The organism is Croceicoccus pelagius (genome assembly GCF_001661915.1).
GTDB lineage: Bacteria > Pseudomonadota > Alphaproteobacteria > Sphingomonadales > Sphingomonadaceae > Croceicoccus > Croceicoccus pelagius.
On sequence record NZ_LYWY01000006.1, the window covers coordinates 36,973 to 58,400 of the forward strand.

General features: G+C 63.0%; 22 protein-coding genes and 1 tRNA gene. 8 read left to right on the top strand and 15 right to left on the bottom strand.

Features of this window, described 5'->3' with window-relative positions:
• Positions 1-48: 48 nt before the first annotated feature.
• Positions 49-1,866: an aspartate--tRNA ligase gene (aspS, locus tag A9D15_RS00485; protein WP_066760736.1), complete on the bottom strand. Its 1,818-nt coding sequence runs from the start codon at positions 1,864-1,866 to the stop codon at positions 49-51.
• A gap of 185 nt (positions 1,867-2,051) precedes the next feature.
• On the opposite strand from aspS, the gene A9D15_RS00490 reads away from it, so the two are divergent.
• The 4 genes from A9D15_RS00490 (at position 2,052) to A9D15_RS00505 (ending at position 6,177) form a co-directional block, all read left to right on the top strand.
• Positions 2,052-3,017, top strand: coding sequence for a hypothetical protein (locus A9D15_RS00490; protein WP_066760738.1), 966 nt, complete (start codon positions 2,052-2,054; stop codon positions 3,015-3,017).
• Positions 3,018-3,027: 10 nt separating this feature from the next.
• Positions 3,028-3,993: a hypothetical protein gene (locus A9D15_RS00495; protein WP_066760740.1), complete on the top strand. Its 966-nt coding sequence runs from the start codon at positions 3,028-3,030 to the stop codon at positions 3,991-3,993.
• Between the two features lie 85 nt (positions 3,994-4,078).
• Positions 4,079-5,281 carry a ribonuclease D gene (gene rnd, locus A9D15_RS00500; RefSeq protein WP_066760742.1) on the top strand — a complete coding sequence of 401 codons (1,203 nt, stop codon included), beginning with the start codon at positions 4,079-4,081 and terminating at the stop codon, positions 5,279-5,281.
• Complete coding sequence (locus A9D15_RS00505) at positions 5,278-6,177, top strand: hydrogen peroxide-inducible genes activator (RefSeq protein WP_066760744.1); 900 nt, start codon at positions 5,278-5,280, stop codon at positions 6,175-6,177. Before rnd ends, A9D15_RS00505 begins: the two co-directional genes overlap by 4 nt.
• Positions 6,178-6,180: 3 nt before the next feature.
• Here the strand turns inward: A9D15_RS00505 and A9D15_RS00510 are convergent, their stop codons facing one another.
• From A9D15_RS00510 to A9D15_RS00525, 4 genes are all read right to left on the bottom strand, one after another.
• Entirely contained in the window at positions 6,181-7,722 is a 1,542-nt protein-coding gene (locus tag A9D15_RS00510; RefSeq protein ID WP_066760746.1) for a phospholipase D-like domain-containing protein, read from the bottom strand.
• A 46-nt stretch (positions 7,723-7,768) separates the two neighbouring features.
• Positions 7,769-8,260, bottom strand: a complete 492-nt coding sequence (locus A9D15_RS00515) for a hemerythrin domain-containing protein (protein ID WP_066760748.1) — start codon at positions 8,258-8,260, stop codon at positions 7,769-7,771.
• A gap of 150 nt (positions 8,261-8,410) precedes the next feature.
• Positions 8,411-8,487, bottom strand: a tRNA-Arg gene (locus tag A9D15_RS00520).
• Positions 8,488-8,543: 56 nt separating this feature from the next.
• Positions 8,544-8,963 carry a (deoxy)nucleoside triphosphate pyrophosphohydrolase gene (locus tag A9D15_RS00525; protein ID WP_066760749.1) on the bottom strand — a complete coding sequence of 140 codons (420 nt, stop codon included), beginning with the start codon at positions 8,961-8,963 and terminating at the stop codon, positions 8,544-8,546.
• 125 nt (positions 8,964-9,088) lie between these two features.
• On the opposite strand from A9D15_RS00525, the gene A9D15_RS00530 reads away from it, so the two are divergent.
• Complete coding sequence (locus A9D15_RS00530) at positions 9,089-9,274, top strand: Flp family type IVb pilin (protein WP_066760750.1); 186 nt, start codon at positions 9,089-9,091, stop codon at positions 9,272-9,274.
• Between the two features lie 134 nt (positions 9,275-9,408).
• Positions 9,409-9,585, top strand: a complete 177-nt coding sequence (locus tag A9D15_RS16015) for a Flp family type IVb pilin (RefSeq protein ID WP_082924159.1) — start codon at positions 9,409-9,411, stop codon at positions 9,583-9,585.
• A gap of 144 nt (positions 9,586-9,729) precedes the next feature.
• On the opposite strand, the gene A9D15_RS00535 is transcribed toward A9D15_RS16015, so the two are convergent.
• The 5 genes from A9D15_RS00535 to A9D15_RS16350 all read right to left on the bottom strand — a co-directional run bounded on the left by A9D15_RS00535 (position 9,730) and on the right by A9D15_RS16350 (position 15,329).
• Positions 9,730-11,235, bottom strand: a complete 1,506-nt coding sequence (locus A9D15_RS00535; protein ID WP_066761210.1) for a M48 family metalloprotease — start codon at positions 11,233-11,235, stop codon at positions 9,730-9,732.
• Between the two features lie 126 nt (positions 11,236-11,361).
• Entirely contained in the window at positions 11,362-12,330 is a 969-nt protein-coding gene (locus tag A9D15_RS00540; protein ID WP_066760752.1) for an acetyl-CoA carboxylase carboxyltransferase subunit alpha, read from the bottom strand.
• 10 nt (positions 12,331-12,340) lie between these two features.
• A complete protein-coding gene (locus tag A9D15_RS00545) occupies positions 12,341-13,246 on the bottom strand; it encodes a tyrosine recombinase (RefSeq protein ID WP_156521592.1) in 906 nt (301 codons plus the stop codon).
• Positions 13,247-13,260: 14 nt separating this feature from the next.
• The gene (locus A9D15_RS00550) at positions 13,261-15,117 is read right to left on the bottom strand and encodes a hypothetical protein (RefSeq protein WP_066760756.1); all 1,857 of its coding nucleotides are present in this window, start codon (positions 15,115-15,117) and stop codon (positions 13,261-13,263) included.
• 56 nt (positions 15,118-15,173) lie between these two features.
• On the bottom strand, positions 15,174-15,329 hold the full coding sequence (locus A9D15_RS16350; RefSeq protein ID WP_156521593.1) for a hypothetical protein: 156 nt from the start codon (positions 15,327-15,329) through the stop codon (positions 15,174-15,176).
• Positions 15,330-15,439: 110 nt separating this feature from the next.
• On the opposite strand from A9D15_RS16350, the gene A9D15_RS00555 reads away from it, so the two are divergent.
• Together A9D15_RS00555 and aroB are read left to right on the top strand one after the other, a co-directional pair.
• Positions 15,440-16,075, top strand: a complete 636-nt coding sequence (locus A9D15_RS00555) for a shikimate kinase (protein WP_229660344.1) — start codon at positions 15,440-15,442, stop codon at positions 16,073-16,075.
• A gap of 5 nt (positions 16,076-16,080) precedes the next feature.
• A complete protein-coding gene (gene aroB, locus A9D15_RS00560; RefSeq protein ID WP_066761212.1) occupies positions 16,081-17,202 on the top strand; it encodes a 3-dehydroquinate synthase in 1,122 nt (373 codons plus the stop codon).
• On the opposite strand, the gene A9D15_RS00565 is transcribed toward aroB, so the two are convergent.
• The 5 genes from A9D15_RS00565 to A9D15_RS00585 are packed head-to-tail and all read right to left on the bottom strand — an operon-like array spanning position 17,177 to position 21,418.
• A complete protein-coding gene (locus A9D15_RS00565) occupies positions 17,177-17,698 on the bottom strand; it encodes a DUF421 domain-containing protein (RefSeq protein ID WP_066760757.1) in 522 nt (173 codons plus the stop codon). The genes aroB and A9D15_RS00565 overlap by 26 nt on opposite strands.
• 35 nt (positions 17,699-17,733) lie before the next feature.
• Positions 17,734-18,174, bottom strand: coding sequence for a DUF488 domain-containing protein (locus A9D15_RS00570; RefSeq protein WP_066760758.1), 441 nt, complete (start codon positions 18,172-18,174; stop codon positions 17,734-17,736).
• Positions 18,174-18,545: a tRNA-binding protein gene (locus A9D15_RS00575; RefSeq protein WP_066760759.1), complete on the bottom strand. Its 372-nt coding sequence runs from the start codon at positions 18,543-18,545 to the stop codon at positions 18,174-18,176. Before A9D15_RS00575 ends, A9D15_RS00570 begins: the two co-directional genes overlap by 1 nt.
• Positions 18,546-20,585 (bottom strand): acetyl-CoA carboxylase biotin carboxylase subunit, encoded by a 2,040-nt coding sequence (locus A9D15_RS00580; protein ID WP_066760764.1) that lies wholly within the window; start codon positions 20,583-20,585, stop codon positions 18,546-18,548. It abuts the gene before it with no gap.
• Complete coding sequence (locus A9D15_RS00585) at positions 20,585-21,418, bottom strand: heme-dependent oxidative N-demethylase subunit alpha family protein (RefSeq protein ID WP_066760766.1); 834 nt, start codon at positions 21,416-21,418, stop codon at positions 20,585-20,587. Before A9D15_RS00585 ends, A9D15_RS00580 begins: the two co-directional genes overlap by 1 nt.
• Positions 21,419-21,428: the final 10 nt, after the last annotated feature.

Below are 21,428 nucleotides of genomic sequence, written 5' to 3' on the forward strand. Positions count from 1 at the left end.
CCCGGCGGAAAACGCCGACAGACGAAAGGTCGGCCACGCGGGATGCGATCAGTCCCCGATCTGGTCGACGCGGACCTTTTCGGCTTCAGTCGCCTTGGGCGGCTCGATCGTGCGGATGTGCAGTTCGCGCAGCTGCTTGGGGCTGACCACGGTCGGGGCCTGCATCATCAGGTCTTCGCCCTTCTGGTTCATGGGGAAGGCGATGACTTCGCGGATGGCCTGTTCGCCGGCCAGCAGCATGACGATGCGATCGATGCCCGGTGCCGAACCGCCGTGCGGCGGCGCGCCGAACTTGAAGGCATTGATCATGCCCGAGAAATTCGCGTCGACTTCTTCCTGCGAATAGCCGGCGATTTCGAACGCCTTGTACATGATGTCCGGACGATGGTTCCGGATCGCACCCGAGGACAGCTCGTAGCCGTTGCAGACGATGTCGTACTGCCACGCCAGGATGTCGAGCGGGTCCTTGGTCTCCAGCGCCTCCATCTCGCCCTGCGGCATCGAGAAGGGGTTGTGGCTGAAGTCGATCTTCTTGAGGTCCTCGTCGTACTCGAACATCGGGAAGTCGACGATCCAGCAGAACTTGAAGCAGCCCTGTTCGATCAGACCCAGTTCCTCAGCCACGCGGGTGCGAGCGGCGCCGGCCAGCTTGGCGGCGTCCTTTTCCTTGCCGGCGGCGAAGAACAGGCCGTCATCGGGGCCAAGTCCAAGCTCGTTATAGAGCTCTTCCATGCGCTCGGGACCGTGGTTCTTGGCGATCGGGCCGCCGAACTCGCCGCCCTTGCGGGTAACGTAACCGAGCCCTGCGAAGCCTTCGCCGCGAGCCCAGTTGTTCATGTCGTCGAAGAACTTGCGGCTCTTGTCCGCCGTGTTCGGTGCCGGAATCACGCGGACCTTGCCGCCCGAACCGACGATCTTCTCGAACAGTCCGAAGCCTGACTGTTCGAAATGGCTCGAAACGTCCGAAATGATCAGCGGGTTGCGCAGATCAGGCTTGTCGCTGCCATACTTCAGCATGGCCTCGGCATAAGGAATGCGCGGGAATTCACCGGCAGGCGTGACGGTGAAACCGCCTGAGAATTCCTCGAACACGCCGGCAAGAACGGGTTCCAGCGCCTGGAACACGTCTTCCTGCGTGACGTAGCTCATTTCGAAGTCGAGCTGGTAGAATTCGAGACTGCGATCGGCGCGAAGGTCTTCGTCGCGGAAGCAGGGCGCGATCTGGAAGTAGCGGTCGAAGCCCGACACCATCAGCATCTGCTTGAACATCTGCGGTGCCTGGGGAAGCGCGTAGAACTTGCCCGCATGGAGGCGGCTGGGCACGAGGAAATCGCGCGCGCCTTCGGGGCTCGATGCCGTGAGGATCGGGGTCTGGTATTCGAGGAAACCCTGATCCGTCATGCGGCGGCGCAGCGAGGAGATCACTTGCGAACGCAGGACGATGTTCTTGTGCATCGTCTCGCGGCGAAGGTCGAGGAAGCGGTACTTGAGGCGGATCTCCTCCGGATATTCCTGCTCACCGGCCACCGGCAGCGGCAATTCGTCGGCGCGGCTCTGCACCGTGATCGCGCGGGCGAACACCTCGATCTCGCCCGTCGGCAGGTTCTTGTTAATCGTCGATTCGGCGCGGCTCTTCACTTCGCCGTCGATGGTCACGACCGATTCCACGCGAAGCTTGTCTAGCACTTCCAGGGCCGGGCTGTCTTCGTCGGCGACGATCTGGGTCATGCCGTAGTGGTCGCGAAGGTCGATGAACAGGACGCCGCCGTGGTCGCGCTTGCGATGGACCCAGCCCGAGAGGCGTACAGTGGAACCGACGTCGGCCGCCGTCAGCGCGGCGCAGGTGTGAGTGCGATAGGGGTGCATGATGCTTTTACGCTCGAACAATCGAAAATGAATGGATTGGCGCCGCCCCTAGGCCATGCCGAGGGGGATTTCCAGAGGCGGTTTCATGCTCGCCACATGGTAAACGGCATTTCAAGCCTGTGACTAAAACTCTTCTTAACCATCGCCCCGTTAGAACCATGCTCAGATGACTTAAGGGGCCATGCATGTTTGCGAGCAACATTTTCGGCAGCGAGGACGAGCTTTTCGCCTTCCTCAGTGACGTGGAGGCGCTGCTGCGTCGCGGTCAGCCGGACGTTGCGGCGGGCATTCTGGAAAGCCAGCTTGGCGACCTTGCCGACGAAGGCAACGAACTTGCCAAGCTGTGCATCAAGGTCCCGGTAAGCGCGGTTCGCATCGTCGGCTGGGAACAGCTGGCAACGAAACTTGAAAAGCTCGACCGCCCGAACCGCCCCATCACTGCCGTCAGCGTCGATATCTCAGCCCCGTTCGAAATGCCGCAGTTGGAACAAAAGCACGGCAATTTCTACGAACCGGACATCGACACGGTCTATTACACCGACAGCCTCTACAAGTTCACCGGCTCAGATCGTGACACGATGCTCGATGCCTATACCCCGCAGGGCGCACCTTGGCACGGCCACTTCGAAAACGTCGATTCCACAATCGGCGTGCGCGGCCTTGGCGGAATCTACGGCGAAGTCCTGATCGCGCAGAAGGCCTGCCGCGCCGACGATCACGACGACGCGATGGAACAGGACGCAGCCGCGATCGCATCGGCCTTCATCGCCGTCCGCCTGCACCAGGCCATCAAGGCCACCGCCGAGGGACGCGGAATGCCCCGTCCGATGACGCTTCTGGTCGGCAACAATGAAAGTTTTCCGTTCTTCGATGCCCCCGTCGTCACGCGCCTTGCGTATGAAGACATGCTGGATGCCGAGGGTGAAGAGGACGATTGCGGCAATTACGACGCCATGTTCGCCCCGCTGCAACTGGCGCCGATGCCCGACGACTACGATCCCTTCGCAAGTGTGCCCGGAGAGGAACAGGTCTCCGGCGCCTCGCTGCGCAAGCGGCTGCGCGAAGCGGAACCTGAGCAGGAAGCGGCCAACGACCAGTCGCCGGGCGGCTTCGGCGGCTTCCTCAACAAGCTCTTGAAGCGCAGCGCCTGAGGAGAACCGCATGGTCTTTGCCAGTCAGCTTTTCGCCACCGAGGAAGAGGAACGCCGCTTCCGCCTGAAGGTCGAGATGATGCTGCGCGAAGGCAAGCCTGACGCGGCCCTTGCCGCCGTCGACGCACGACTTGGCGAGATTGCCGAGCGGCCCTTTGCCAGGCTCGCCCTTTCGGCCGAGCCCGAAAATGTCACGATCACCGGCTGGGACAAGCTGGCGACGACTATCGATTCGCTTGATGTGCACGGACAACCGATCAGCGCTTTCGGGATCGATTTCTGCAATCCGGCCCAGTTCGGTAACAAGCCCGACGACGCGATGAACCTTCGGCCCGTTCTGGAAACCGCGTTCTATTGCGACGACGTTTTTCCGTTCACGACCAGCGACCGGCAGGCGCTTGTCGCAGGATACGGGCGCGCCGGACCTCGCTGGCAAGGCGGGTTCGATCATAACGACAACGAGATCGGCGTGACCGGCCTCGACGCGATCTACGGCCGCTATCACGCGGTTCTGCCGCACATGGAAGCGGGAGAACTGACCGAGCTTGCCGATTACGATGCCCCGCGTCTTACCGCGATGCGCACGGCAGTCCTGCTGCACATTGCCGTGGCCCGTGCCATTGAGGAACAGGGGCTGCCCCGCGCGATGGCCGTGCTGGTGGGCAGCAACGACGATTATCCGTGGTTCGACGCGCCCGTCATCACGCGCGACGAATATGACGAGGCTACCGACGCGCAGGCCGAATCGGGCGATACCGACGAAACGCTGTTCACCTCGCTCGCCACGCTCGCGCCGGTTCGCCAAAACTCGACCTATCGTTTCACGCCAGAAACCGAGCATGTTTCGGGCCGATCCTTGCGTCACAAGCTGGTGCGCGACGCGCAGGAAGCGAGCGCCGGGGTGGATACCGTCGTCGCGGGCGAAGCGAACGAGCGCACGGGACTTTTCGGCCGCCTCTTCCGCCGCTCTGCCTGAAACGGGCACAAAATCCCTGAAATCGGGGCACGACGGCGCATGCGCCGTTGAATGAGACCGGCCGGTGGACTAATGCGCCGTTTCGATGAAAATACACGATCTGATCACGTCTACCGATGAGCTTCGCGGCATCTGCGACCGCTTTGCCACTGCGGATTTCGTCGCCGTCGACACCGAATTCATGCGCGAGTCCACGTATTGGCCGCTGCTCTGCCTCGTCCAGATTTCCGACGGCAAGGAAGCGGCCGCGGTCGATCCGCTGGCCGAAGGCATCGATCTCAAGCCCCTGCTCGACCTGCTGACCGAGAATGAGGACGTACTGAAGGTCTTCCACGCGGGCGGACAGGACGTGGAGATCATCTACAACCTGACCGGCAAGACCCCGCATCCGATCTTCGACACGCAGATCGCGATGATGGCGATCAGTCAGTCGGAACAGATCGGCTATTCCAACCTCGTCGAATCGTGGCTCGGCACTGCGATCGACAAGGGCGCGCGTTTTACCGACTGGTCGCGCCGCCCGCTGACCGAACGCCAGCTGGAATACGCCGTCGGCGACGTCACCTACCTGTCGAAGATATTCCCCAAGATCCTCAAGAAACTGGTGAAAACCGGACGCGGCGCATGGCTGAACCAGGAGATGGAGCGGCTAGCCGATCCGTCGAACTACGCGACCGATCCCGGCACGCTCTGGCACCGCGTGCGCGCATCGGGCCGCAATCCGCAGATGCTGGGCCGCCTCAAGGCGCTGGCCGCCTGGCGCGAGAACGAGGCGCAGGACAAGAACATCCCGCGCGGCCGCATCATGCGTGACGAGACGCTGGCCGACCTTGCCAGCCATCCGCCGAAGAAGCAGGCCGACCTTGCCAAGGTCCGCGGGCTGTCGAACGGCTGGAAGGACAACGACATCGGCAAGCGTCTGATGAAAGTACTCGACAACGCCGAACCCTTGCCTGCCGACGAAATGCCCGAACGCAAGCGCGGCGCACCGCTGGGCAAGGAAGGCGCGCTGGTCGCCGACCTGCTGAAGCTGTTGCTCAAGATCCGCGCGCGCGAGATCGACGTTGCCGCACGCCTGATCGCACGGTCTGACGACATGGAACAGCTCGCCGCGGGCGTACGCAAGGGCCTGCCGATGCTGGAAGGTTGGCGGTTTGAGGAATTCGGGCGCGACGCGCTTGAGCTCGTCGAAGGAAAGCTCGGCTTCGGGGTCGAGAATGGCCGCCTCAAGATCGCCCGTATCGGCGAAGGCCCCCTCGCCCCCGTGCCGGAGAACCAGGAAGCGTGAGCGCGACCTACCTGCCGACGCTCAAGCAGTTGCAGTACCTGATCGCGCTGCATGAGCATGGGCATTTCGGTCGTGCCGCCGAATCGTGTTTCGTTTCGCAATCGACCCTTTCGGCGGGCATCCGCGAACTCGAATCGCTGCTGGGCGTCACGCTGGTGGAACGCACGCGCCGCGTCGTGCGCTTCACGCCGCTGGGCGAGCAGGTCGTCGCCAAGGCGCACCGCCTGCTGCGCGAGGCCGAAGAGCTTTCCGATCTCGTCCAGTCCGCTGGACAGCCCTTGTGCGGCGAATTGCGGATGAGCGTGATCCCGACGATCGCTCCGTTTCTGCTGCCGCGCATCCTCCCGCGTCTTCGCAAGGAACGGCCGAAGCTGAAGCTGTTCCTGCGCGAAGAGCCGAGCGCCGATGCGATCGAATCGCTGCATCACGGACGGGCCGACTGCGTGTTGCTCGCCCTCCCCTTCCCTACCGGCGAAGTCGAATCGGAAAAGATCTGCGACGATCCGCTCTACGTCGCTTTCCCCAAGGACGATCCGCGCGATCCGCCCAAGGAAGTGCCGCCGTCGATGATTGACGAGGCACGGCTCATGCTGCTGGAAGACGGGCACTGCTTGAAAGAGCACGCACTCGCGGCCTGCAACCGACCGGAAATGCGGGCGAGCGCGACAATGATCGGCACGTCGCTCCACACGCTCGTTCAGATGGTCGACAATGGCCTTGGTCTGACGATGCTGCCCAAAATGGCGCTCGACGCAGGCATCCTGCATGACACGCAAGTCGTAGCGCGCCCGCTGAAGTCCGACAACGCGAGCCGCGAGATCGCTCTCGTCTGGCGCAAGGGCAGCCCGCGTGCAGACGAGTTCATACTTCTCGCTAACGAGCTGCGCGAAGGCTGAGCGCTACTTCGGCCTGCGGATCCGGCGGAAAAGTCCCTTCCTCTCGCTGATCGGCTCGAACATGTCTTCCGCGCTTTCCGGGTCGAGCAGTTCCTCGTCCGCCAGTGCTTTCTCGATGCCGTTCAGTTTAGGAATCTTGTAGATACGAAGCGCCCGTCCCGGTTGCGGGTGGTTCTGGATGAGCGCGTGCATCGATCCGTACTTCTCCAGCAGCGGACCGACTTCGTCCGGCTCCAGCCCGCAATGCTCTGCCAGCAGCGAACAACGCAGGCGGCGTATTTTCTCGACCTCGTCCTCGTTCCCGAAGCGCGTGGCATCGAGCAGCAGATCGCATTCCGAATCGAGACCAAGCGACCGATTATTCATATTGGCAGAGCCAAGTTTCAGGATTTCATCGTCGACAATCATCAACTTGGCATGGACGTAGATCGGGTTGTCGCCCGCCGTGCGCGGCATATAGACGCGGAAGCGCTTCTTGGTGTCGACCTTGCCGATAGCCTTCAGAAGCCGCGCGCGGGCGGTGTCCATCGCCTGCTGTTCCAGCCAGCCGTCGGCCTCTTGCGGATTGACCAGGACGATTTCGGGCGGATCCTCCTCCGCCATGCGCTCGGCGATCGCTTCGCCGATCTTGCGTGACGCGAAATACTGGCTTTCGGCGTAGATGAACTTCTTTGCCCGCTTTATCAGCGAGACGAACAGCGTCTCGATCTCGCGGATTTCGTCATAACCGTCGAAAGCGGCGCGGGTCCGCGAAATGCCGAGCATGATGTTGTCGAAGCTGGGCTCCAGGTCCTCAGGCCAGACGCTATGCGGCTGTTCTGGCACGGGATCGAGATCGCTGCCGCTGGCAATGTTCCAGCGCTTGCGGCCCAGATCGTCCAAGGCACGTGCGACGTCGCCTTCGACCAGCATCGTCATGTCGTGCCACGGCATATAAGTGCCGCCACCCGGTTCGCGGCGAAGCCGGTTGCCGTCGAGATGCTCGCGCGTGTCCCACCGATCGGCCGTCATGTCGATGCCGCCGCATACGGCAAAGCGGTCATCGACAATCACGATTTTCTGGTGGTGGCTGCAGCCGACGGGATGGGCCGCGTCGAATTTGAAGTGGATGCGCTTGTGCTTGTACCAGCGCCAGATGTCGGCAAGCATCCGCCCGCGGAAGAACATCTTCACCGCGCCGAAATTCCATTTCAGTACGTAGATCTCAAGATCGGGCCTGCGATTGGCGAGCCAGACGATGAAGCGCCCCAGACGACGCGGCGGACGGTGGCGCGGCAGGAACTGCCACCAGCGTCGTCCACGGCCCAGCGCGATGCGCGTGTCGAAGTCCCAACCGATAAGGAAGATGCGCTTTTCGGCGCGCATCATCACGTCCTGCATGACTGTAAAGTAATCGGCCGCATCGACGATGACGCGCGCTTTGTCGGCGTGCTCGAATCGCCAGACCCCGGGCTCGACGCTCTTGGCGAAGTCTGACCCGGGGCCCTCGTTCTCGATTTCGGCCGGGACGCCCGGCTGGTCCGGACGAACCGTGTTGTCCGTCATGCTAACTCCTGGCGATGCGACCCGGCCTGCACTCTATAGATACGCCTTATTCCTTGGCGTCTTCCATCTTTTCCGGCGTGACTTCCTGCTCGCTGCATTCCGCTTCCTTGCGGTGCTTGAAAACCGAACGCATGTGCGCAAGATCGGCGTCAGTCAGATACTTCTCGAAGTCGGGGAAATGATCTTCCTCTTCCTCGTCGATGTGATGCTCATAACGATGGCGAAGGTCCTTGAACTTGGCCAGCCAAGCGCTCGAGCTCATATCGGTAGCAGCGAGATCATTGAGCATTTCCTCGATCTCATGGTGTTCAGCGACCGAGTGGCGGGTCTCACCCGTGGTCTCGGGCTTCCGCAGCATCGTGGAATAGAGCGCCTGCTCCTCGGCGGCGGCGTGGCTTTTCACTTCGACGGTAAACTGTTCGAGCAGGCTGGAGCGTTCGTCGCTCGCGCCTTCGGTCTCTGCCATCTGCTTCAACAGCTCACGATGCTTGTCGTGATCTTCTTTTAGGCGATCGAAAATGCCGGTCGTGTCGGCCATGGGATACTCCTGCGATTGAATGTGCGTTTGCAGGAATAACCGGATTTGGCAGGTGCGGTTCCGGGGAAAGGCGAATCGTCGCGCCTCGCCAAGTTCGGACCCCAAAAAGCACTTCGCCCCGCTCGCCGGGTGGCAAGCGGGGCGAAGTGTTGGCGCGCCCGAAAGGATTCGAACCTCTGACCCCCAGATTCGTAGTCTGGTGCTCTATCCAGCTGAGCTACGGGCGCGCTGTGGAGCCGGCATTTAGGCGGGGGGTCAGAGCTTGGCAAGCCCCCCACGCAGGTTATTTTTCACAAGCCTGAAATAATCTCTCACTCTGCGACTGCGACAGCAGGATACGGTCCAGCGGAGCAAGGTCCAGAACCTCGCATGCGCCCCGGTCGCACCACGCAATGCCCTCGCCCTCGAGCGCGCGTGGCTCTCCTGACCAGTGCCGACATATGTAAAGAAGGATTACAAGTTCGCCGCTCGCTCCGGGCGGCGGCGGTCCGTTCACGAAGGATAACGGCTCAAGCCACGCCGGATCGACCGCGATTCCCAGTTCTTCGCGCAATTCTCGGGCAAGCGCGGCATCAGGCGATTCGCCTTTATCAACCTTTCCGCCCGGAAACTCCCACAAGCCACCATGATGCTTGCTCAAGGGACGCTGGTGCAGAAGCGTACGGCCCGCCCCATCTAATAGCGCTGCTGCAACGACTAACATGGTTTCACGCCTGTTTACCCGGAGAAGGTGTCGGAAAGTTTTTCAATGGGGTGGCTGCTCTAAACCAAAATTTAAGAACTGACCGCCATTCTCGGTGACGGACCACAGGAAGAGGCCCGGAACCAATGTTGACCACCATCGCAAAATTTCGCGACGACGAGAACGGGGCGACCGCCATTGAATATGGCCTGATCGTCGCGCTCATCGGCATCGCAATGATGGTGGGTCTCAACGGCGTTGCGGGCGCTACCAACAACATGTGGACCTATGTTGCTGACAGCACAACTGAAGCAATGCAAAAATCTGGATAGGTTTACGCATTATTCAGAATTTGTGTCTAGGCAAGTAAACGCTCGAAACATGAACTGGGGGCACCGAAGTTAACTTCGCCAGTACTTGATTAGGGCCGGGTGAACATAAGTAAATTTGAACCAGGAGACCTACCATGCAGTTTTTCAAGAACCTTCTCGCTGACGAATCCGGCGCGACCGCAATCGAATACGGCCTGATCGCCGCTCTCATCGCAGTCGCCTGCATCGCGACCCTGACCGCTGTCGGTTCGGAACTGAACGAAACGTTCGGCACCGTCGAAACGGCTCTGACGACCGCGAACGGCAACTAATAGACGGTACTACCGTTCTTGAGCGAGCGGGCGGCAGGAAACTGCCGCCCGCTTTGCGTTTGGGGCCTGCAATTTAACCAGGTCACGACGAAAAAAAGGGCGCGGCGGCATTTGCCATCGCGCCCTTTTGGTGTCTGGAATAGATCAGTAGGTAACGATCTTGACCTTCTGCCCGACCTGGAGCGAACTGTTGCTGTCCAGCGAGTTGAGGACCAGGAAGCGCTCCATCTTGTAATTGTCGTAAGCCATTCGGCTTGCCAGAGACGAGAGGGTGTCGCCAGACCTGACAGTGACGACATCGATCTTGCGTGCCTTCACGGCGGCCGCCTGCGTTGCGTCGATCCGCTGCATGCTCGAATACATCGAATTGAACACACCCGCGTTGCCCGCCTGCGTGATCGTCACGAAGTGGAAAGCCTGCGAGTTCGAGAATTCGTAGGCGAAGACGGTGACGTCCACCGCACCATTACCCGAATCGACACGCGCGGTACCGTAGGCGGCGGGAATGCCGTTCACGGTCGTGCGCTGGATCGAGGACGGCGTGATCTGCTGCTGTCCGTTGGTCAGCCCGTTGAACGCGTTCTGGATGTACGTGTTCATGTCGCCGTTGTAGGAACCGGCGGTAAGCTGGCCCTTGCCCGACTGGCCGCTGATCGACACGGCCTGCGTGCCATTGACCATGAAGTAGCCGCTTGGAACGCTGAACTTGAAGCGATAGACTGGGTGGATGAACGTATTGCCTTCAACCACGCCCTGCTTCGGATCATCACCATACATCATGCCGTCGATGCGGGTCAGGAAGGTGTCCTTGTTGGTCACGTTGCCCGGCATGCCCTGAGCCTCGGTCAGGGCGCGGCTGACGCGGCTGGCGGGATCCGGGTGGGTCGATGCCCATTCCGGCACCTGGTTCGAAGACCCCATGCGCTGCGCATCGAGTGCGTTCTGCGCGGCGAGGCTCTGCAGCACGGTCGCCATCGCCCGCGGGTCGTACCCGGCATTCGACAGATAGGCGATGCCCAGATCGTCGGCCTGAATTTCCTGGCTACGCGAATACTTGAGCGTCAGAAGCTGCGAACCCTGCATGGCAAGCTGCTGGCCCAGCTGGCCGATCTGGCTGTTGCCGAACAGGACACCCGACAGGATCGCGCCGACAGCGCCAAGGATCGAGTTCTGTTGCGCCGCCTGCTGGCGCTGCTGCGCATGACGGGCGGCGACGTGGCCGACTTCGTGACCCAGCACGCCGGCCAGTTCGGCCTCGTTGTCCATCAGGGCGACGAGTTCACGCGTGGTGTAGATATAGCCGCCCGGAATCGCGAAGGCGTTGTTTACCGGCGAATTGAGGAGCGTGACGGTAAACGCGGTACGCGCATCGCCAAGGCCCGACTGGACCGCGATATTCTTGCCGACCTGTTCGACGTAGGCTGCCTGCGGGCCGGTATAGGCGCCGCCGAATTCGGCGAGAAGCTGCGGATGCGCCTCTGCGCCCAGCTGGCGTTCCTGTGCGGTCATCACGGCGGCCTGGCCGGGTGTGACCGGCGCGGTGGACGTCGCTGCACAGCCGCCCAGGGCAAGCGCAAGCGCGCCCGCAGAGGCGAGCGCGGCGAACCGGCTGGTTCTGGAAGAATTTTTCTTGGCAGACGGGATCGGCATCTTCGGCTCCTCGATCATATAGCTAAAGAGGAGCCTCCACCCTGCGACGGATGGCGAACGTCCCCTCGTTCGAGGATAAAAACCGGAGATGCCGGGGGTTTGTTCCCGACACCTACCCAAAAGGTATCAGGCGAGAGATCCGATCTGGAGAAAGCGCCTGGCCCGCGCGTCGCGCAAATTGTCTGCGCTCTTGCCCGAAAGCCCGCCCAGTTCCTTGGCAATCGCCATGCCAAGCGACTTGGCAGCAGCCACCGGATCGCGGTGCGCACCGCCAAGCGGTTCGGGCACAATCGAATCGATCACGCCAAGCTGCTTCAGGTCCTGCGCGGTCACACGCATCGCCTCTGCCGCGTCGGGGGCACGATCGGCGGTGCGCCACAGGATCGAGGCGCAGCCTTCAGGGCTGATCACCGAATAGACCGCGTTTTCCATCATCAACACGCGTTCGGCGCTGGCAAGGGCAACCGCACCGCCCGAACCGCCCTCGCCCACGATGGCGGCGACCATCGGTACCGGCAGGTTGAGGCACGCCTCGGTCGCGCGGGCGATGGCTTCGGCTTGTCCGCGTTCTTCGGCTTCGACACCGGGGAATGCGCCAGAAGTGTCAACGAGCGTGACGACCGGAAGGCCGAATTTGCCCGCCATTTCCATCAGGCGGATCGCCTTGCGATAGCCTTCGGGCTTGCCCATGCCGAAATTGTGCCTGATCCGCGACTGCGTGTCGTTGCCCTTTTCGTGGCCGATCACCATGACCTTGATACCGCCTTCGGGCGTGTCGAGCGTGGCGAAACCGCCAAGGATCGCCTGATCGTCGGCAAAGGCGCGGTCACCGCCCAGCGGCACGAAATCGGTAAAGGCGTGTTCGATGTAGTCGCCGAAATGCGGACGCGACGGATGACGCGCGACTTGCGTCTTCTGCCAAGGCGTCAGCGACTTGTAAATCGAGGCAAGCTGCCCCTGCGCCTTCTTTTCAAGGCGCTCCACTTCCGCGTCGATATCGACGGCGACATCGTCCTGATCGGCGGCGGTACGCAGCTCAGCAATGCGGCGCTCCAGCTCGGCCAGCGGCTTTTCGAATTCGAGATAACTGGTCATCGCACTTGCGCTAGTCGTCCTTCGCGGGCGGGGCAAGTGGGATAGGCGCACCTCTGCCCAGAGGATGCCGCGCGTTCACCAGTTCGACGAGCCGCGCCGAATCGACATGGGTGTAGATCTGTGTGGTGGCGATATCGGCATGACCGAGCAGGGTCTGGAGAACGCGCAAGTCCGCCCCGCCCTCCAGCAGATGGGTCGCAAAGGCATGGCGCAGGACGTGCGGGCTGACCGATTCGGGGGCAAGCCCTGCCCTGCCCGCCAGTTCGCGGAGCATCTGGAAGAGCCGGATGCGGCTGATATGCTTGCCGCGCGAGGGGAAGACATAGCGCCCGCCCTTTGGTCGCACCTCAAGCCAGCGCGACATCGCGGCGCGGGCGCGGCTCGACATCGGGACCATACGCTGCTGTCCGCCTTTGCCGACGATCGTCAGCAGCGGCGCATCGCGCGGGACGGTGTCCATCGTGAGCGAAACCAGTTCCGTCGCGCGCAGGCCCGAGCCGTAGAGCATTTCGAGCAGGGCCAGCATACGGATCGCATGGGGTTGACCGGTCGCCGCCTCTTCCTCTGCCAGCGTCAGCATAGCCAACACCTGCTCCTTGCTGAGGAGGCGTGGCAACGGGCGGCGGATGCGAGGGCGCGGCAAGGCGTCGGACGGATCGTCGTCGCGATAGCCTTCATCGATCAGGAAGCCGAAATACTGACGAATGGCGGAACAACGCCGCGCAAGGCTGGACGGCGCGAGCTCCGCCCACGCTTTGCCCAACCCCGACAGGTCAGACGGCTGCGCATCGGCGAGAATCGGCACTTCCTGCTCTGCCGCCTCCAGGTCGCGGCGATAGGCGGCAAGAGTGTTCGCCGCCGCCCCGCGTTCGGCGGCCAGCATTTGCAGAAAATCGTCTATGCCCGGCGTTTTCATCCGAGCCGTTCCCGTCAGGCGCGAGTGACCGCTTCGGCCGCGATCATCCTCGCTTCTGCACCAAGGCCAACTTCATTGAGCGCCTTGACGATGTGGTAGAGGTGCACCGGCGTCATCTGCGACCAGCTGTCCCCCTGCATCCCGAGCGCCATGAGGTATGTCACGAGCACCTGGTTCTTGCGCGAGGCAGCGAGGTCGATCGCGCGGGTCCAGCGGGTTTCGCGACCGAGATCGAAACCCAGCACGCCCGAAAGCTCGTTCGATTTGTCAGGAGCCATGCGGCCGAGCCCAGCGAGCGAGGCCACGAGGAACTGCGAACGCCGCTGCGAGGTACTCTCGTCCTCGTCCATGAAGGTTCGAACCGCGCTTTCGCTGACGGTTTCGCTCAGCGCCGGGCTGCCGACCATCAGCACACCCCAACCGAGGCTGCCGGTCTGTACCGTGCTGCCCCAGCGGACCGCGTTCGCGTCGAGCCCCGCCGCCATCATCGCGCCGATCAGCAGGCCCGCATCGGCCTCGAACGCGGGATCGATCGGCAGCCGAGCCGCAGCATAGGCGGTCATCACGAGGCGCGTGTAGAACCGCTTGGACAAGTCCTTCTCGCCCCAGATGTCGCGCATGGCGGCGAGGCGTTCTTCAGGCTCACCCACATAGGCTTCACGCAGCAGCGACGCGCGTGAAGCTTCTTCGCCGTCGATCTCCGGGTCGGAATAGATCTGCGAATAGAGGTCGACCAGTGCAGTGCTGGACAGAACGCCCTCACCCGCTGCCATGTCCGCGGCCCGCGCACGCTGCACCAGCGGGACCGCGGGCAAGATCGCGGCAAGACGTTGATACGTGGCGCCGCCCGCATCAACGAGGCTCGCCGGAACTTCGGCGCCGGTCGCCGTTGCAAGTGCATAACGCCAGACGGTCAGCTCATCGACATCGTCCCATTCCAGCGTCACCGCACGGCGCGTGCTGCCGACCGAGCCGGCATACTTCTGGGCCAGCAGCGAATCGATCTGCGTGCCTTCGCTGCGGCGACGCTGCTGTTCGATCCGGTCCATGCCGCTGCTCTCGCCCGAAAACGAGCTGCAGATACCGCGCAGCAATTCCCACTCGCGATCCTCTCGCGCTCGTCCGTGGAGGCGGACCATCGGGCAAGCGCCCGTGAAATCGCCGGTCGAGACGTAGGAATCGAACGCGCTGGCGATCAGCGCGGGCGAATAGTCGGCACTGTCGACTTCCTGTACCACGGCGCGCGCGATCGGCGCTTCGCCCATCCGGTTCAAAAGGCCTGCCCGCAGTGCGGCAAATTCGACGCCTTCCATCCCCTCGGGCGCGGCAAGCCTGCTGGCGAGCGCGCGGCGGGCAAGGATATGGCCCCAGCGCGAGACCAGCGCACCTTTCGTCCCCTCAAGGATGCGGCGCACGAACAGCGCCTTGTAATTGCCGAGTGAATTTTCGCGCATCCCGCCCTCGGACGGGGCGAGAATGCCGACCACGTCGGTCGAGCGGCGCGCGGCGTCGGGAATGTCGAAAGTCGGTTTCAGGCCGAGGATCTCGTCAATCTCGTCCGTGTCCATGTCTTCAAGCTCGTCGAGGCTGGGAAGCCTTTCGAGCAGTCGGCGCGCTGCATCGGCGCGCGAGGACGATGCCGTTGTGGGCGTGGCAGACGAATTGTCGGGCACTTGCTGGACCACCGGCTGCGATACGCTGGGCGCTGACTGTCCGCCGCCTTGCGTCGAAGTCGGCGTCGGACGCGGCGCGGGCGCGGGCGTCGGGGCCGGTGCTGGGTCGTCAAAGCCCGGCGGCAAAAGCGATTCAGGACCGTCCTGCGCGGAAAGCGCAACTACGGGAGCAGCCGCCAGCAGCGCGGCCACGAACATCGTACGCCGGGAAAAAGGACGGCGCGAAAAAGGACTGGGGTAATTTGCGGGGCGCTTCACTGGCCGTTCTCCGACCCGCCCGGTCCTTGCTGCACCGGCAATTCCTCCTCGATCCAGCGGGGCTCCTCGCGACCGCCGTCGATATAGGCGTAGACGAGCAGGATCAGGATTGCGAGAGCAAGGATAAGCAATACGCCCTTGGTTCCGCGCATGAAATTCCTTCTCGACCTGATCAGCTGCTCAACTTTATCGCCAATTGCGCATCGGTGACACGGGCATGGCGCTTGCGCGACCGCCTAGCGCAACTATAGGCGGGGCTGCAATGGACCAGAGTGACCCCATGCCCGGCAATTCGACCGGGAATGACAACGCATCGGCGCATGACGGTGCAGCACTGCCCGATGCGCGCGCGCTGGCAGAGCTTTCGCGCAAGCTGGATCGCCCGGTCGTGCTGGTAGGCCTCATGGGGGTCGGCAAGTCGACCATCGGGCGCAAGCTGGCGCAGGCGCTGGGCACGCGGTTCGTCGATGCCGACGACGCCATCGTCGAAGCGGCACAGATGTCGATCCCCGAGATTTTCGAAAAATTCGGCGAAGCCTATTTTCGCGACGGAGAGCGTCGCGTGATCGCCCGCATCATCGAGGACATGCATGGCCACCCCGCCGTAATCGCGACCGGCGGCGGAGCCTTCGTCGATGCCGAGACCCGCGCGATGATCCTCGACAAGGCGATCGCGGTCTGGCTCGACGGCGATCTCGACGTTCTGGTCGAACGGGTGAGCCGCAAGAGCACGCGCCCCTTGTTGATCGGCAAGGACCCGCACGAAGTGCTGTCGCGGCTGATGGAAGAGCGCCGCCCGGCCTATTGCCAGGCGCATATCCGCGCTGTCAGCGATGCAGGGCCGCAGGCGGCAAGCGTGGCGCGCATCCTTGCCGCGCTGGAGGAGTACGAGGGATGAGCGACATGCGCACGATCGAAGTCGAACTCGCCGGGCGCCCATACGAAGTGCGCGTCGGGCCGGGCCTGCTGGAGCGGCTTGGCGCGGAATGTGCAGGCATGCTCCGCAAGGCTACCGTTCCCGTCATCACCGATGCCCATGTCGCCTCGCTCTATCGCGGCAAGGTCGATGCGGCGCTGAACGCCGTTGGCAAGGAAGCGCGCTGGCTGGTCCTGCCCGCGGGTGAACAGACCAAGAGCTGGGCGCACTTGGCCCACGTCATCGACTTTTTGCTGGCCGAAGGGGTCGACCGGAACGACCGGATCGTCGCGCTTGGAGGCGGGGTCATCGGTGACCTTACCGGCTTTGCAGCCGCGATCCTGAAGCGCGGCTGCGGGTTCGTGCAGGTGCCGACGACGCTTCTGGCACAAGTCGATTCCAGTGTCGGCGGCAAGACCGCGATCAACGTACCGATGGGCAAGAACCTCGTCGGCGCGTTCCATCAGCCTGCTCTGGTGCTGGCCGACACCAATGTCCTGTCGACCCTACCGCCGCGCGAACTGCGTGCAGGTTATGCCGAAGTCGTGAAATACGGCCTGATCGACGATGCGGACTTCTTCGACTGGTGCGAACAGCACGGCCCCGCCCTGCTGGACGGCGATGCCGACGCACGGATCGAGGCTGTAAGCCGCTCTGTCGCAGCAAAGGCCCGCGTCGTCGCCGCTGACGAGCGGGAAACCACCGGCACCCGGGCCCTGCTCAACCTCGGTCACACGTTCGGCCACGCGTTGGAGGCGGAGACCGGCTATTCGAGCGATCTCCTGCACGGCGAAGCCGTAGCCATCGGCATGGTCCTCGCCGCCCGCTATTCGGTGCAGCGCGGGTTGATGGAACAGCTTGAGGCAGACCGAATCGCGGCGCACTTCAAGGCTTGCGACATGAAGGCCGAGGTCTCGGAACTCGGTCTCGAATGCGGCGGTCAGAAGCTGGCCGACCACATGCTGCACGACAAGAAGATGGACGCCGGCACCCTGCCCTTCCTGCTGATGCGCGGGATCGGGCAGACCTTCCTCGCCAGGGATGTCGAAATCGGCGACGTCGCCGACTTCCTCGATGGCGAACTCAGGTCTCGCCACCCGGCTGATTGACGGGGCCGAGCACGGTCAGGCTGTCGCACGGTCCGTCGGCAAGGACCGACAGGCTCCCATCCGATTCGAGCACCACAGCGGCAATGTCCTCGTAGCGCCCGTGCCCTTCCTTGCGAATTTCCGCGATCACCTCGTCGCGGGTAAAACGCTCGTTCAACAGGGCCTCGTCGAGGAATTCGCCGTCGCGTAGCAGTAGCTTCGGCTCGCTGCGCACTAACTTGGCGAACCGCTGCCAATGGGCGGACGCCTTCGAGACGATGAACTGCATTGCCAGCAGCGCCGCAAAAGCGAGAATGCCTTCAACGAGCTTGGCGCTCTTCGACAGGATCGTGCTGGCTAAGGTTGAGCCCAAGGCGATGGTCACGATGAAGTCGAAAGCATTGAGCTTCGACAGCGAACGCTTGCCGTTGATGCGAAGGATCATGATGACGGCGGCATAGGCGATTGCCGTCGCCGCGAGGATGCGCAGGAATGCGTCTGGCGAACCGATGAACATGTACCACCTACGCTCGGGCGGGGTGATGGGTCCGGTCAGCTTACAGGTGAGAGGTGGACGGCTTCGAAATCCCCGAGCATGGCGTCGTGGAGCAAAGATCGGTGACACTTGGCCGCATCGCCGCAAAAGCAGAGAAGCGCGACCCGTTTGCGCGATGCCAGATCGCGAAGCTCTCCTCCGGCGGCCAGCGCTTCGGGCAGTTCGAGCTGGCCTGAATAGACCCGCTCCAGCCCCTTGCGGTCGCCCTTGCGCGCAGCCTCGCGCCCATCCTTCGGCGTGCCCAAGGCCTTGAAATGGCGATATTCAAGCCCCGCTTCCTGCGCCGCACCGGCAAGGGCCGTCTTGGAAAAGCCGGGACGCCGCGATAACGGCAGGGCGCGGACATCGGCCAGAACTTCAACCCCGGCCCCGACAAGAGCATCGATCACTGCCGGAACCGTTGCCTGTTCATAGCCGATGGTCCAGACGCACTTCATCAGAACAGGCGCGATCCGTTCGGCACGGACTTGTCCGGCGCGAACAGCGTGACCTCACCCGCCTCGTCGGCAAAGCCCAGCGTCAGGACTTCGGACTTGATCGGGCCGATCTGACGCGGCGGGAAGTTCACGACCGCCGCAACCTGCCGCCCGACGAGTTCCTCGCAAGCGTAGTTGGCGACGATCTGCGCGCTCGATTTCTTCCTGCCGATGGTCTGGCCGAAATCGATTTGCAGAATGTAGGCAGGCTTACGCGCCTTCTCGAAAGGCTCTGCGGCAACCACAGTGCCGACCCGGATGTCGATCTTCAGAAACGTGTCGAAGTCGGTCGGGTCGGCAGCGGGGGCCGTGTGATCGTGGAGTAAGTGCATTTACTCCAGTTCGAGGATAATCGCGTCGACCGCAAGGCTGTCGCCTGCCTTGGCGTTGACCTTGGCGACCACGCCCGCCTTCTCGGCACGCAGGATGTTTTCCATCTTCATCGCTTCGATCACGGCAAGCGGCTGCCCCGGCTGAACCTCGTCGCCCTCGCCCACGTTCAGCGAAACGAGCAGGCCCGGCATCGGACAGACGAGGAACTTGCTCATATCCGGCGGGATTTTTTCGATCATGTGCTTGTCGAACTTCGCCATGCTGGTGGGCAGAACCCGAAGGGCATGCTTTGCACCGCGCGTAGTGAATTCGAAACCGGCGGGCACGGGCTTGATCTGGACGATCAGCTGTTCGCCGCCTTCGCCATTTTCATCACTGTCGAACACGGCGGCGAGCGTGCGCTGCCCAGGCGTATATTCAAGCGCCATGTCAACCGCTTCGCCGTCGACCGAAATCGCGTCGCCGGAAAGTTCGGCATTGTGGAACTCGCCGTCGATCTTGACGCTCCACTTTGCCGGCGGGCGCAGGCGGTTGCCCAGTTGCCCGTCGACCCGGCGGGCGCGATCGGCATAGGCCGCCGCGACGAATGCGCCGATCGCGGCAAGCCGGGTGCGCAGAACGCGGCCCGCAGGTGCGCCTTCAAAGCCTTCGGGATATTCCTCGGCGATGAAGCCGGTGGTCAGTTCGCCCGAACGGAAGCGTGGATGCTGCATGATCGCCGAGAGGAAGTCGATATTGTGGCCCAGCCCCTCGATCTCGAACGCGTCGAGCGCCTTGATCTGCAGGTCCGCGGCCTCGTCACGCGTAGGCGCCCAGGTCACCAGCTTTGCGATCATCGGGTCGTAGAACATGGATACCTCGCCGCCTTCCATGACGCCGTCGTCGACGCGGATACCGCCAGGGCCTTCCTCGACGCCGCGAATGCCGCCCGTCCAGCCCGGCACCGGCGGATCGTAGCGTACCAGACGGCCCGTCGAGGGCAGGAACCCGCGATAGGGATCTTCGGCATAGACGCGGTTTTCGATCGCCCAGCCGTCGATCTTCACGTCGTCCTGCTTCAAGGCAAGCTCGCCGCCGGCGGCCACCTTGATCATCTGCTCGACAAGGTCGACGCCAGTGATCGCCTCGGTCACCGGATGCTCCACCTGAAGGCGGGTGTTCATTTCGAGGAAGTAGAACGACTGCCCGGTCTTGTCCGCGCCCGACACGATCAGTTCGACGGTGCCCGCGCTGTAGTAACCGACCGCCTTGGCAAGAGCGACGCACTGCTCGCCCATCGCCTTACGCATTTCGGGCGTAACGAAGGGCGACGGAGCTTCTTCCACGACCTTCTGGTGGCGACGCTGGATCGAGCATTCGCGCTCGTTCAGGTAGATCGTGTTGCCGTGCTTGTCGCCAAGGATCTGGATCTCGATGTGGCGCGGGTTCTCGATGAACTTCTCGATGAAAACGCGGTCGTCGCCGAAGGAGTTGAGCCCTTCGCGCTTGGTCGCTTCAAAACCTTCGCGCACGTCCTTTTCGCTATAGGCAAGGCGCATGCCCTTGCCGCCGCCACCGGCGCTGGCCTTCATCATGACCGGATAGCCGATGTCGTTCGAAATCTCGACCGCGTGGTCGGTGTCGCGGATTTCGCCGACGAAGCCGGGGACGACGTTCACGCCCGCTTCCTTCGCGAGCTTCTTGGATTCGATCTTGTCGCCCATCGCGGCGATCGCCTTCACCGGGGGGCCGATGAATTCGATACCCGCTTCGGCCAGCGCCTCTGCGAACGAGGTGCGTTCGGAGAGGAAGCCGTAACCGGGGTGAACCGCTTCGGCGCCGGTCTGCTTGCAGGCGTCGATGATCTTGTCCGCGATCAGGTAGGATTCGGCGGCAGGTGCCGGACCGATGTGGACGGCTTCGTCAGCCATCTGCACGAAAGGCGCGCGGGCGTCGGCGTCCGAATAGACGGCGACCGTCTGTATTCCCATACGGCGCGCGGTCTTGATGACGCGGCAGGCGATTTCGCCGCGGTTGGCGATCAGGATCTTCTTGAACATCAGGCTGCTTCTTCCCTGGATCCGGGGTTTGATTGATCGAGGCGGCGGTCGGCATAGCCGGCCAGCGCCGCTGCGTAGTGGGGAGCGGCGCGGCGGTCGCCCTCGCCCTCCATGAAACCTTCGATGGACTGCGCGATCCGGGCGACACCGGCATCGGACAGCGTGCCGAGCGGCGCCACGTGGACGCCGATGGTGAAGACGATCGCGCCCGATTTCGGCAACTTGCGTAGCGTTTCGCGTTCGCACCGAACAAACAGGCGTTCACCCGCGTTGTCGGCGGTGACGGCCGCGAACCGCTGTTCGGGCGTGTCGGTCGGCAGGTAGCGCCAGTCGCCGTTCGCCATGACAAAGGCGTTAGTGCGCCCGAAGACATGCGGTGCGCGCAGACCATCCATGAACTTGTCGACCGTGGTGGCGAGTTGGTCGGCGTACCCGCCGATCGGGGCATGCACGGCGAGCATGGGCTTGCCGATCTTCTCCGCCAGATGCCAATCGGTCGGAAAGGCGACAGCCGCTCCGGTCAGCACCCAGCGCCCCGCATTGTCGCGCGTCAAAAGGCAGAAATCTTCCCAATGCGTGCGGGCGATCTGTTCCAGACCCCCTTCGATGCCGAGCATGGCGGCAAGTTCGGCCTCCGCCTCTCGTGCCTCTTCCATGACGATCACGGCATCTGGATTGGCGCCGAATGCCTCGCCGCGAGGGGCGAGATCCGGCGCATCGGCCAGCCACTCGCTTTCCGGCAGACGCACGAGGCCCATGCGCAGCGGGCCGGAAACCCGTGCAGCTGGCAGCAGCGTCTCTACCGAAAAGCCTAAAGTGGGCGCGGGCGTCATGGGGCCGGCC